Genomic DNA, 11,480 nt, shown 5'->3' with positions numbered 1-11,480 from the left:
TCAGCCCACGATGTTCTTCCCGGTCTCCAGCACGGACTTGAGGTCGGAAAGCACCCAGGCCCAGCCGCCACCGGCGTTCTCACCCGGACCGGCGTCGACGTTCTCCATCGCACCCGACACGAGCGCCGCGTGCCCGGGCGCGTCCGTGACGTCGTGGGTCACGGTCAGTCTGGTGCCGGCGGTCTTGGTTTCCTCGATGTCATACGTGAGCGTGGTGTAGGGCTCCGCGACGAGGCTCGGGTCCATCAGTAGCTTCCACGTGATCACGAGCTTGCGCGGCGGGTCGGACTCGAGCACCTCGCCGTCGAGCAGGTCGCTCGTGAACCCCGCGTCGATGAACTCCTGCGTCGGCTTGGTGCGGTGCTTGCCGCCCCTCTTGAGGTCGAACTCGGCCAGCCCGGAGTAGCCGTACTTCTGCGTCCACTCCGGCTTGGTGATCGCGTCCCAGATCGCCTGCGGCGTCGCCTTGATGTACACGCGGTTGACCTGCACGGTCTTGGTCTCGGTCATTTCGGTGGCTCCCTCTCCAGATCGGTCTTGAGCTCCAGCAGCGCCGACACGTGGCGCTCGGTGTACTTGTCGATCCACCGGTCGTGGATCTCCCGGATCGGCACGGGGTTCAGAAAGTGGAGCTTCTCCCGCCCCTCCTTGCGCGTGACGACGAGCCCGGCTTCCTCGAGCAGTTTCAGGTGCTTCATCACCCCGAACCGCGTCATGTCCACTTCGGACTCCAGCTCCGTGAGCGTGCGGCCGTCACGCTCGAACAGCCGGTCCAGCAGGCCCCGGCGGGTCGGATCCGCCAGCGCCTTGAACACCAGGTCGTCGTCAGGCACACGACGAGAATAGGTGACCAAAAGGTCACATGTCAACCCATGCTCGAACCGGGGCGTGGTGTTTGTGCTGATCAGCGAGTTCGGCGGCCCGCCGGCGACCGGCCCGTCACCCGCTTGAACGCCGCGCTGAAGGCGCTCTCCGAGCCGTACCCCCACCGCGAAGCCACGGAAGCGACCGTCCTGCCCTCGGCGAGCTCCCGCGTGGCGCCGGAGATCCGCCGGTGCAGCAGGTAGTCCATCGGCGACGACCCCACCAGTGCCTTGAACCGCATGGCGAACACCGTGCGCGACAGGCCCGCCTCGCTCGCCAGGCGGGCCACCGTCCAGCCGAACGCGGGGCGCCGGTGCATCGCCGCCAGCGCGGCGCCGATGGCGGGGTCGCGGAGGCCGACCAGCCAGGCGGGGCGCGCGTCGGCGCCGAGGAGGCTGCGCAACACGTGCAGGGAGAGGATCTGCGTGAGGTGCTCACGCATCACGCCGCCGCCGGGCCGGCCGGCGGTTTCGAACGCCAGCAGCCGCAGCGTCGAGTTCAGGACCTCGGCGGTGTCCGGGTCGGTGATGTGGACCGAGGAACCGAGGTCCTCCAGCAGCACCGCCACCGCGGGGTCGGCGAAGTCCAGGGTGGCGCCGACCAGGGCGACGTCGGCGGCGGAACCGGCCTGCCCGTCGGCGCCGGTGAACACGCTGCGGGCCTCGACCGGTGCGACGTCCGGCGTGCTGGCCGTGACGTACGCGGCGTCGCGGCCTATGAGGTAGCAAGAACCCGCCGACAACGAGACCGGTAAGCCGTCTTCGGGCAGCACCCAGCACGAGCCGGCCGTCACGGTGATCACCTTGGGGTGCGAGCCGCCGAACCGAACCGCCCACTCGCCGCCCGCCGTGAGCCGGGCCGGGAGCGCCGGGCGGACGTCGGCCATCGACAGGACGCCGGCGAGGGGATCCGGACGATCCAGCACGAGCTCCGAACGCTCACTCATGGTCCGCACCCTCCGCTCTGCCTAGCGTGGAAAGCACCGAAGAAAGGAACCTCCGTGCAGTACCAACAACTCGGCGCCACCGGAACTTTCGTGTCCAGGATCGCACTGGGCACCATGACGTTCGGTGGCTCCGGCCGGAAGCCGTGGGACGTGATCGGCGGGCTGGACCTCGAAGCGGCCGACGAACTGGTCGGCATCGCACTGGACCAGGGCGTGAACCTCATCGACACGGCCGACATGTACGCCGGCGGCGAGACCGAGGAACTGCTGGGCAAGATCCTCAAGGGCCGCCGCCGTGACGTGGTGCTCGCCACCAAGGCGTACTCGCGCATGGGCGCCGGTCCCAACGAGGTGGGCCTCTCCCGCGTGCACCTGCGCCACGCGATCGAGGACAGCCTCCGCCGGCTCGGCACCGACCACATCGACCTGTACCAGATCCACGCCCACGACCACCTGACCCCGATCGAGGAGACGCTGTCCGCCCTCGACGACGCCGTGCACCAGGGCAAGATCAGCTACATCGGCACGTCGAACACCTTCGCCTGGCAGCTCGCCAAGGCCCTCGGCGTCGCCGACCTGCGCGGCTACCCGCGGTTCGTGTCGCTGCAGGCGTACTACTCGCTCGTCGGGCGCGATCTCGAGCGCGAGCTGCTGCCGCTGGTGAACGAGGAGAAGCTCGGCCTGCTCGTCTACAGCCCGCTGGCCGGCGGGTTCCTCTCCGGCAAGTTCACCCGCGATAGCCACGACGCCTCCGGCCGCCGCGCCCAGGCCGACAACCCGCCGATCGACCGCGAACGCGGCTACGACATCGTCGACGCGCTGCGCAAGGTCGCGGCGAAGCACGAGTCGACCGTCGCCCGCGTGGCGCTGGCCTGGGTGCTGGCGCAGCGCGGCGTGACCAGCGTGATCGTCGGCGCGAAGCGGCCTGACCAGCTGCGCGACAACCTGGCCGCCGGCGAGGTCCAGCTTGACGCGCAGGACCTCGCCGAACTGGACGCCGTCAGCGCGCTGCAGCCGGAGTACCCCGCCTGGACCCTCAACGGCGCCTACCCGTCGCGAACGCCCTAGAGCAGCGCCCCCAGCGGCAGGATCAACGCGATCGACACCACCGAGATCACCGTCTCCATCACCGACCAGGTCTTCAGCGTCTGCCCGACGGACATGCCGAAGTACTCCTTGACCAACCAGAACCCGGCGTCGTTCACGTGCGAGAAGAACAGCGAACCGGCGCCGATGGCCAGGACCAGCAGCGCGTTGTGGGTCGGGTCGAGGGTGGCGGCGAGCGGCGCGACGATGCCGGCGGCGGACACGGTGGCGACGGTCGCGGAGCCGGTCGCCAGGCGGATCGCCACGGCGACCAGCCAGCCGAGCAGCAGCGGCGACAGGTGGGCGCCGGTGGACAGGTTGGTGATCACGTCGCCGACGCCGGCGTCCACCAGCGTCTGCTTGAACCCGCCGCCCGCGGCGACGATCAGCATGATGCCGGCGATCGGGGCGAGGGAGTCGCTGATGATCGACGACAGCTTCGCGCGGTGCAGGCCCGCCGGGCGGCCCAGCGTGACCATGCCGACGAGCACCGCGAGCAGCAGCGCCACCAGCGGGTCGCCGACGAAGTCGAGCACGCGGCGCACGGCGTTTTCCTTGCCCAGGGTGATGTCCGAGAGCGCCTTCAGCAACATCAGCACCACGGGCAGCAGGACCGTGGTCAGCGTCGCGCCGAAGCTGGGCCGCTTGTCGACCTCGGTGCTCTCGGACTCGGGCACCAGGCGCGGCGGCGGCGTGGCGTCGGGCACCCACCGCGCGGCGACGCGGCCGAACAGCGGACCGGCGATGACCACCGTCGGGATACCGACGAGCAGGCCGAGCGCGAGCGTGATGCCCACGTTGGCACCGAGCGCGCCCGCCGCGGCCAGCGGCCCGGGGTGCGGCGGGATCAGCCCGTGGAGCACGGACAGGCCCGCGAGCGCCGGGATTCCCAGCAGCAGCACGGGTTTCCCGCTGCGCTTGGCGACCAGCAGCACCACCGGGATCAGCATCACGAGGCCGATCTCGAAGAACATCGGCAGCCCGATCAGTGCGGCCACCAGCGCCATCGCCCACGGCAACCCCTTGCCGTGAACCCGCCCGAGGATCGTGTCCACGATCCGGTCCGCACCACCGGAATCGGCCAGCAGCTTGCCGAGCATCGCGCCGAACGCGATCAGCAACCCGACCGAAGCGACCGTGCTGCCGACCCCGCTTTCGAAGCTCTTCAACAGCTTGTCCACGGGCATGCCGGCCACGAGGCCGAGCACCCCGGAGCCGATCGTCAACGCCAGCAAGGGGTGCAGCTTCAGCCTGCTGATCAGCACCACGATCACGGCGATGGCGAGCACCGTCGCCAGGATCAGGCGGGTGTCGTGGCCGGTCCAGCCGGCGGCGAGGGTGGTCATGCACGCTCCCGGAACGCGTGAAGCGCCGCCTCGACGAGGGCGGCGGGGCTTTCGGTGATCTCGAAGACTCGGCCCGGCTCGTCCGGCTGCAGCGGTTCGAGGTCCGCGAGCTGGGAGTCGAGCAGTGAAACGGGCATGAAGTGGCCCTTGCGGGTCTGCATGCGCTCGGCGAGCACGGCGCGCTCGCCGTGGAGGTGGAGGAACCAGACTTTCCCGCCGGCTCTCAGCTCGTCGCGGTAGCGGCGTTTCAGCGCGGACGACGACACGACCCCGCCGGACTCCTGGTGCGACGTGATCCAGTGCGCGATCGCTTGCAGCCAGGGCTCGCGGTCGGCGTCCGTCAGCGCGTGGCCGGCGGTCATCTTCTCGATGTTGGCCTTCGGGTGGAAGGCGTCGGCCTCGGCGTACTCCACGCCCAGGCGCTCGGCCAGCGCCTCGCCGACAGTCGTCTTCCCCGAGCCGGATACGCCCATCACGACGATGACGGTCATCCGCACCTCCTTGTGTCCGGAAGAGTCAAACTCAAAAGTAGTACTTATTCAAGAAGAAGTAGTACTTAATCGAATCAGCGCGGTAAGTTGTCCGGATGGGGAGCGATCGGCACGAGGAAGTCCTCGACGTGCTGGGCGCGGCGATCGCCAACGGCGAGCTGGCGCCGGGCGCCGTGCTGCGCTCCGACGAGCTGCAGGAACGCTTCGGCGCCTCGCGCACGGTGGCACGCGAAGTCGTGCGTGTGCTGGAGACTATGGGGCTCACCACGAGCCGCCGCCGCGTCGGAGTGATCGTGAGCGATCCGGCCGGGTGGAACCACTACGACCCGCGTCTGATCCGCTGGCAGCTCGACGGTTCCGGGCGCGCGGCGGCGCTGCGGACGTTGACGGAGCTGCGCTCGGGCGTCGAACCGTCGGCCGCGCGGTTCGCGGCGTTGCGCGCGACGCCGGAGGACCGCGGTCGGCTGCGCGCACTGGGTCACCGCCTGGAGGAGACGGCTCGGGCCCGCGATCTGACGACGTTCCTCGGCCACGACATCGCGTTCCACGACCTGCTGCTCACCGCGTCGGGAAACCCGATGTTCGCGCAGCTGTCCTCGGTGGTCGCCGAGGTGCTCGCGGGCCGCACCTCCCACGGCCTGATGCCCGAGGAACCGCAGCCCGAGGCCGTCGCGCTGCACGTGGAAGTGGCCGTGGCCGTGGACGCCGGTGACGCGGATCGAGCCGAGCGCGCGGTGCGCGACATCGTGGACCAGGCACGGGACGAAATCGCCGCCGCGGTGTCGAGTAATCTCGGCGGGCAGTAATCAGCGGCACTGACCTCGCCGGGCCTTCGTCCCGGCGGCATCGAACCACGTTCCCGGGGGGCTACTGGTGAGCGCGGCACGCGCGATCGGCTTGATGCTCGGCCTGGCGGCCGACGGCGTCCTCGGCAACGCCCGGCACCGCCCGCCCGTCACGGCGTTCCGCCGCGTGGCGACGCTGGGCTCCGGCGCCGGGCAGGGCAGGGATTCCGCCGCGGCGCTGCGCGCGGGGGCTGGTGTTGTTGTTGGGGCGCCTGGGGAATCGGCTGTCGCGCAGGCCGCCGGTGCGCCCGCCGCCACGATCTCCGCCCGCGCCGCCGCCACCGGCCTCGGCCTGGCGGGTGCCGCCGTCGCGGTCGGGCTGTTCGCCGAACGTGCCGCGCGCGACCGGCCCGTGGCGCAGGCCATGGTCACGGCGGTCGCGACCTGGGCCGTCGTCGGCGCCGCCGGCCTCGCGACGCAGGGCACGGAGCTCGCGCGCGACCTTGAAGAAGGCCGCCTCGAACCCGCGCGCGGCACACTGTCCGAACTGGACCCGCGCGTGGCCGACGGCCTCGGCATGATCGCGCTTTCCCGTGCGTCCGTGGAGACTCTGGCCGAGAACACGTCCGAAGTGGTCGTCGCGCCGCTGCTGTGGGGAGCGCTGGCCGGCGTGCCGGGCTTGCTCGCGTCCCGGACGATCAGTGTCCTCGCGCGCGGCTCGGCGGGCCACTGGCTGGTCGCCCGGCTCGACGAACTCGTCCACCTCGTACCGACGCGGATCGCGGCCGCCCTCACGGTGCTGGCCGCCCCTGTCGTCGGTGGTTCCGCGGGCGGCGCCTGGCGGGCTTGGCGCCGCGACACGATCGCCCACCCGAGCCCCAACGCGGGCCGCGTGGAAGCCGCGTTCGCCGGTGCGCTGGAGATCCGCGTCGGCGGGCGCACGGTGTACCCGCACGGGGTGGTGGAGCTGCCCGTGCTGGGTGTGGGCCGCAACCCGGACGCCGGTCACGTCACGCGCGCGGTGGAGCTGTCGCGGGTCGTCGGCTGGCTGGCGGGCGCGACCTCGGTGACGGTGGCCGTCCTCGCCGGCGCGCGCCGCCGCCGTCGCAGGTGAGTCAGCTGCGCCGCTGAAGGTGCTCCAGCGCGGCCGCGTCCAACGGCCCGTCCCGAGCCGCCAGCTTCCCCGAGATCCGCCCCCGGTCGGCCGGCGTCTTGTTGCCGCCGTACTTGAACTTCGCCTGCACCGACGTCACGGTCAGCTCGATCCCGCGGATCCCCGGCAGGAGTCGCCGGTCCGGGGCGTCGACCGAGGACACCGGCGTCCGGCCGCTACCCGGCTCGAAGTGCCCGAGCTGCCGGTTGAGCACCTCCGCCTTCTCGGCCGGGTCGTCGACGATCCGGACGTCGCAGGCGAGCTGCGCGGTGGCGTAGTACGAGGTCGGCACACCCACCGCCGGGTCGTCCGCGGTGTTCCAGTCCGACGGGATGAACGTGTACTCGCCGATCACTGTCAGCAGCGCACGCGGGTGTTCCTCCAGCAGCGGCCACACCGGATTGGGCCGCGCGAGGTGCAGCCACACGGTGGCTTCGCCGTCGAAGGTGAAATGCGTCGGGACGACCACCGGGAGGTCACGGCCGCGGCCACCGGCCACGAGCTGGCCGAAATCGTGGCTCTCGAGCCACTGCCGCCATTCCGCGTCGTCCCCGGCATCCCAAGGGTGGATCAGCATGACACCGAGTATTGCGCTGGGAAGTGGCCCCGAAAAAGGGCCAGTGCCGGGCTGGAACAGGAGACCACTTGGCCTACGCCGAGGGCGTGAACTCTTCCTCGTCCTCGGCCAGCATCTCCGCCACGGACTTGCGGCGTGTGCGCTCCGGCTTCTCCGTGGTCAGCGCGCCACCGGGTTTGAGCTCCCGGATCGTGAAGTACAGCCAGCCCAGGATCGCCATGCTGCCGAACGCCAGCCACTGCAACGCGTAGGAGAAGAACGGCCCCGAGTCCAGCTGCGGCAGCGGCAGCGCGCCGAGCACGCCGGGCTGGTTCTGGTCGAGCTGGAAGTAGCCGGTCCGGATCTTCAGGCCCGACGAGCGTGCCACGACCTGCGAGTCGACGGTGTAGCTCTGCAGCTTCCCCTTCGTCGACGCATCGGAGAACGCGTCGCGGTGCTTCGGGTCCACCTCGTCGCTGCGCACGCGCGCGACCACGGTGACCTGGCCCCCGGGCGCGGCGGCGTAGGGGAGCACGCCGGACTGGTCGTCGAGCCGCACGTAACCGCGGTCGATCAGGTACACGGTGCCGTCCGCCGCGCGCAACGGCGTGAGCACCTCGAACGCGGCCTCACCCTGCACGGTCCGCAACCGCGCGACGACCTCCGCCGACGGGAGGTAGGTGCCTGTGATCGACACGAGGTGCCATTCCGTCTGCTGGTCGGGCGTCGTGCCGGCCGGCATCAGCTGGGCGACCGGCGCCGGCTGGGCCGTGAACGACGCGGTGAGCGCGTTGTTCTGGGCCTCCTGCTCGGCATCGCGCCGGAACTGCCAGGGCGCGAGAAGGGTGTAGCAGCAGACGGCGAAGGTGAACACCACCACCGTCAGTGCCAGCCAGCCGGGCCGGAGCAGAAACCGCAACCGCACCCCTCCACGGTAGGCCGTCGCCCCCACCGAGCGCGCGGCGACCTCTCCCACCTGTGATTTCGCCCGGGACAAACCGGTCCTAACCGTGCGCGCGCACCCACTCGATCAGGCCGGGCATCGCGCGCTCGATCATCGCCAGCACGTCCTCGAAGCCGTCGTCACCGCCGTAGTACGGGTCCGGCACCTCCGCGCCGACCTTCGCGGCCGGGTCGAACTCCCGCAGCAGCCGCACCTTCGCCGGATCCTCGACGCGCCCGCGCAGGAAGTCGAGGTGCCCCTCGTCCGCCGCCAGCAGCAGATCGGCCTCGAGATCCTCGTCATTCACCTCCGACGCGACGTGCTGCGTCGGATAGCCGTGGGCGCGCAGCGTCGCCTGCGCGCGCCGGTCCGCGGGCTCACCCGCGTGCCACGGCCCAGTGCCGGCACTCGATACCGTCACCGCGCCGTCGAGCCCGGCTTCGGCGAGCTTCGCCCGGAACACCAGCTCGGCCATCGGCGAGCGGCAGATGTTGCCTGAACACACGAACACCACTGAAGTCACGGGTCCCCAGTCTGCCCCAACGGTCGTGGGAAGATCCGGTGGTGCCTGCCCTAGCCGAGATCCTCGACGTCCTCGAACGCCACTACCCGCCGCGCCTCGCCGAGAAGTGGGATGCCGTCGGGCTCGTGTGCGGAGACCCGGCCGACGAGGTCACGCGGGTGCTGTTCTGCGTCGACCCCGTCGAGGAGACGGTGGCCGAGGCCGAGGACCTGGGCGCGCAGCTGATCGTGGCGCACCACCCGCTGCTGCTGCGCGGGGTGCACGGCGTGCCCGCCGACACGGTCAAGGGCGGCCTCGTGCACCGCCTCATCCGGGGCGGCCGCGCGCTCTACTGCGCGCACACCAACGCCGACTCGGCCGATCCCGGCGTGTCCGACGCGCTCGCGAACGCCATCGGCCTCACCGTCGACCGGCCGCTCGACCCGCAGGAACCCGGTGGCCGCACCGGCATCGGGCGGATCGGGCACTTGGCGGAGGCGGAGCCGTTCGCTGTGTTCATCCAACGCGTCGCCGAGGCGTTGCCGGCCACCGTGCCGGGCGTGCTGGGCGCGGGGGACCCGGATCTGCCGATCCGCACCGTCGCGGTGTCGGGCGGTGCGGGCGACTCCTACCTCGCGCGCGCCGCGGCCGAGGGCGTCGACGCGTACGTGACGGCGGACCTGCGCCATCACCCCGCCGGCGAGCACCTCGCCGCCTCGGGGCCCGCGCTGGTCGGGCTCACGCACTGGGCCAGCGAATGGCCCTGGTGCGGGCAGGCCTCGGCCCTTGTCGACGTGGCCTTTGCGGGTAACGTCGACAGTCACGTCTCCACGCGGTGCACCGACCCGTGGACCGTCCGCGCGACCCCCGCCAGCTGACTCACCGCAAGTCCCCAATGCCACCGAGTCCAATTCAACAAGGAGCACCGTGAAGGCCGACCCCGCCGTCCAGCGCCAGCTGCTCGAACTCGCGAAGGTGGACGCCGAGCTTTCGCGCACCGCGCACCGCCGGCGCACCCTGCCCGAGCTCGCCGAGATCGATGCGGGTGAGAAGACCGTGCGCGAGAAGCGCGACGCGCTGGTGTCCGTGCAGACCGCCGCTTCGGACCTCGACCGCGAGATCGCCCGCCAGGAGAAAGAGGTCGAGTCGGTGCGGGCCCGCGAGGACCGCGACCGCAAGCTGCTGGAGTCGGGCTCGGTCAACGCCAAGCAGATGACCGACATCGAGCACGAGCTGCAGACGCTCGGCCGCCGCCAGAGCGCGCTCGAAGACGACCTGCTGGAGCTCATGGAGCAGCGCGAGGCCCTGGAGCTCGACGCGCAGCGCACCGGCGCCGAGGTAGACAAGGCCGAGGCGGGTGTCGCGGCCGCGATCGAGCGCCGTGACGAGCAGTTCAAGGACCTCGACACCACGCGCGCCCGCCGCGACGAAGACCGCGCGAAGCTGCTGCCGCGCTTCCCGGAGCCGGTGCTCAAGCTGTACTCGCGCGTGCTGGACCACAAGGGCATCGGCGCGGCCCTGCTGCGCGCCCGCCGCTGCGGCGCCTGTCAGCTGGAGCTGGACCGCAACACCATCGCCGAGATCAAGGCGACGCCCGAGGACACCATCGTCCAGTGCGAGAACTGCGGGGCGATCCTGGTTCGTACGGTGGAGTCGGGCCTGTGACCGACCGGGTCGTCGTCGAGGCCGACGGGGGGTCCCGGGGCAACCCGGGCCCGGCCGGCTACGGCGCGGTCGTGAAGGACGCCGCCACCGGCGAGGTGCTGGCCGAGCGCCACGAGTACCTCGGCGTGGTGACCAACAACGTCGCGGAGTACTCGGGGCTCATCGCGGCGCTGACCGCGGCGGCGGAGACCGGCGCGTCCATTGTGGACGTGCGAATGGACTCCAAGCTGGTCGTGGAGCAGATGTCCGGCCGCTGGAAGATCAAGCACGCCGCGCTGCAGCCGCTCGCCGCGCGGGCGCGTGAACTCGCGGACGGGTTCGATCGTGTCACCTACATGTGGATTCCGCGCGCAGAGAACTCCCACGCCGACCACCTCGCCAACGTCGCGATGGACAGCGGCACCGGCAAGACCCCAGCTCAGAGTAAACCGCAGGTCAAGACCACCTCCGGTACCGGTGAGGCCGACCGTGGCGCCAAGGCCGGCTGGACGGGCGCGCGCGGCACGCCCACGCGCCTGCTGCTCCTGCGCCACGGCCAGACCGAGATGTCGGTCGACCGCCGCTACTCCGGCCGCGGCGACGTGCCGCTCACCGAGCGCGGCCGGGGCCAGGCGGCCGCGGCGGCGAAGCGGCTCGGCGCGTGGCCCGGACTCGTTTCCGAAGACGGCGAGGCCGCCCCGATCGTCTCCTCGCCCCTGACCAGGACGAAGCAGACAGCGCAGGCCGTGGCCGACGCGCTGGGCTCCCGCTTCGTCACGCACCCGGGCCTCATCGAGACCGACTTCGGCCAGTGGGAGGGCCTCACCTTCAAGGAGGCCGCCGAACGCGACCCCGAGCTGCACGGCTGCTGGTTGCGCGACTCGTCGTGCGCGCCGCCCGGGGGCGAGAGCTTCGACGCCGTCCACGAGCGCGTCGACCAGGCCCGTCGCGACCTGATCGAGCAGTACGAGGGGAGGACGATCATCGTCGTCAGCCACGTCACGCCCATCAAGACGCTGCTGCGGATCGGCCTGGACGCGGGTCCGAGCCTGCTGTTCCGCCTGCACCTGGACCTGGCGTCGCTCTCGATCGTGGAGTTCTACCCGGATGGCAACTCCTCTGTGCACCTCGCCAACGACATCTCGCACCTCTCCTGACTGTTCG

At 71.2% G+C, this 11,480-nt stretch carries 14 protein-coding genes; 6 read left to right on the top strand and 8 right to left on the bottom strand.

The window, feature by feature from the left end:
* From QRX50_RS01750 to QRX50_RS01740, 3 genes are all read right to left on the bottom strand, one after another.
* Positions 1–510, bottom strand: coding sequence for an SRPBCC domain-containing protein (locus QRX50_RS01750; protein WP_285970245.1), 510 nt, complete (start codon positions 508–510; stop codon positions 1–3).
* The gene (locus tag QRX50_RS01745) at positions 507–833 is read right to left on the bottom strand and encodes an ArsR/SmtB family transcription factor (protein ID WP_285970244.1); all 327 of its coding nucleotides are present in this window, start codon (positions 831–833) and stop codon (positions 507–509) included. The genes QRX50_RS01750 and QRX50_RS01745 overlap by 4 nt, the downstream gene beginning before the upstream one ends.
* Before the next feature lie 71 nt (positions 834–904).
* Positions 905–1,810 (bottom strand): AraC family transcriptional regulator, encoded by a 906-nt coding sequence (locus QRX50_RS01740; protein ID WP_285970243.1) that lies wholly within the window; start codon positions 1,808–1,810, stop codon positions 905–907.
* 54 nt (positions 1,811–1,864) lie between these two features.
* Here QRX50_RS01740 and QRX50_RS01735 point away from each other — a divergent pair, with 54 nt between their 5' ends.
* Entirely contained in the window at positions 1,865–2,878 is a 1,014-nt protein-coding gene (locus QRX50_RS01735; RefSeq protein WP_285970242.1) for an aldo/keto reductase, read from the top strand.
* Here the strand turns inward: QRX50_RS01735 and QRX50_RS01730 are convergent.
* Both QRX50_RS01730 and QRX50_RS01725 read right to left on the bottom strand, forming a co-directional pair.
* A complete protein-coding gene (locus QRX50_RS01730) occupies positions 2,875–4,242 on the bottom strand; it encodes a GntT/GntP/DsdX family permease (RefSeq protein WP_285970241.1) in 1,368 nt (455 codons plus the stop codon). The genes QRX50_RS01735 and QRX50_RS01730 overlap by 4 nt on opposite strands.
* Entirely contained in the window at positions 4,239–4,733 is a 495-nt protein-coding gene (locus QRX50_RS01725) for a gluconokinase (RefSeq protein ID WP_285970240.1), read from the bottom strand. Before QRX50_RS01725 ends, QRX50_RS01730 begins: the two co-directional genes overlap by 4 nt.
* 95 nt (positions 4,734–4,828) lie before the next feature.
* Between QRX50_RS01725 and QRX50_RS01720 the strand changes: the two genes are divergently transcribed.
* The gene (locus QRX50_RS01720; protein WP_285970239.1) at positions 4,829–5,539 is read left to right on the top strand and encodes a FadR/GntR family transcriptional regulator; all 711 of its coding nucleotides are present in this window, start codon (positions 4,829–4,831) and stop codon (positions 5,537–5,539) included.
* Positions 5,540–5,606: 67 nt separating this feature from the next.
* On the top strand, positions 5,607–6,632 hold the full coding sequence (locus QRX50_RS01715; protein WP_434533226.1) for a cobalamin biosynthesis protein CobD/CbiB: 1,026 nt from the start codon (positions 5,607–5,609) through the stop codon (positions 6,630–6,632).
* A gap of 1 nt (position 6,633) precedes the next feature.
* On the opposite strand, the gene QRX50_RS01710 is transcribed toward QRX50_RS01715, so the two are convergent.
* The 3 genes from QRX50_RS01710 to QRX50_RS01700 form a co-directional block, all read right to left on the bottom strand.
* Positions 6,634–7,248 carry an FMN-binding negative transcriptional regulator gene (locus QRX50_RS01710; RefSeq protein ID WP_285970238.1) on the bottom strand — a complete coding sequence of 205 codons (615 nt, stop codon included), beginning with the start codon at positions 7,246–7,248 and terminating at the stop codon, positions 6,634–6,636.
* A gap of 73 nt (positions 7,249–7,321) precedes the next feature.
* A complete protein-coding gene (locus QRX50_RS01705) occupies positions 7,322–8,152 on the bottom strand; it encodes an SURF1 family cytochrome oxidase biogenesis protein (protein ID WP_285970237.1) in 831 nt (276 codons plus the stop codon).
* Positions 8,153–8,231: 79 nt separating this feature from the next.
* The gene (locus QRX50_RS01700) at positions 8,232–8,693 is read right to left on the bottom strand and encodes a low molecular weight protein-tyrosine-phosphatase (RefSeq protein WP_285970236.1); all 462 of its coding nucleotides are present in this window, start codon (positions 8,691–8,693) and stop codon (positions 8,232–8,234) included.
* Between the two features lie 41 nt (positions 8,694–8,734).
* Here QRX50_RS01700 and QRX50_RS01695 point away from each other — a divergent pair, with 41 nt between their 5' ends.
* Genes QRX50_RS01695 through QRX50_RS01685 form a run of 3 tightly spaced genes read left to right on the top strand, consistent with a single transcriptional unit; the run spans position 8,735 to position 11,473 of the window.
* Positions 8,735–9,550, top strand: coding sequence for a Nif3-like dinuclear metal center hexameric protein (locus QRX50_RS01695; RefSeq protein ID WP_285970235.1), 816 nt, complete (start codon positions 8,735–8,737; stop codon positions 9,548–9,550).
* 49 nt (positions 9,551–9,599) lie between these two features.
* Entirely contained in the window at positions 9,600–10,337 is a 738-nt protein-coding gene (locus tag QRX50_RS01690; protein WP_285970234.1) for a zinc ribbon domain-containing protein, read from the top strand.
* On the top strand, positions 10,334–11,473 hold the full coding sequence (locus tag QRX50_RS01685) for a bifunctional RNase H/acid phosphatase (protein ID WP_285970233.1): 1,140 nt from the start codon (positions 10,334–10,336) through the stop codon (positions 11,471–11,473). The genes QRX50_RS01690 and QRX50_RS01685 overlap by 4 nt, the downstream gene beginning before the upstream one ends.
* Positions 11,474–11,480 lie beyond the last annotated feature (7 nt).

It is taken from the genome of Amycolatopsis sp. 2-15 (genome assembly GCF_030285625.1).
Lineage (GTDB): Bacteria > Actinomycetota > Actinomycetes > Mycobacteriales > Pseudonocardiaceae > Amycolatopsis > Amycolatopsis carbonis.
The sequence above is the reverse complement of the archived record's forward strand: the minus strand, read 5'-3'. Positions and strand labels throughout refer to the sequence as shown.

Coding starts and splice junctions, on each gene's coding strand:
- QRX50_RS01750 (WP_285970245.1), bottom strand. CDS start 510: ATGACCGAGACCAAGACCGTGCAGGTCAACCGCGTGTACATCAAGGCG.
- QRX50_RS01720 (WP_285970239.1), top strand. CDS start 4,829: ATGGGGAGCGATCGGCACGAGGAAGTCCTCGACGTGCTGGGCGCGGCG.
- QRX50_RS01725 (WP_285970240.1), bottom strand. CDS start 4,733: ATGACCGTCATCGTCGTGATGGGCGTATCCGGCTCGGGGAAGACGACT.
- QRX50_RS01710 (WP_285970238.1), bottom strand. CDS start 7,248: ATGCTGATCCACCCTTGGGATGCCGGGGACGACGCGGAATGGCGGCAG.
- QRX50_RS01740 (WP_285970243.1), bottom strand. CDS start 1,810: ATGAGTGAGCGTTCGGAGCTCGTGCTGGATCGTCCGGATCCCCTCGCC.
- QRX50_RS01730 (WP_285970241.1), bottom strand. CDS start 4,242: ATGACCACCCTCGCCGCCGGCTGGACCGGCCACGACACCCGCCTGATC.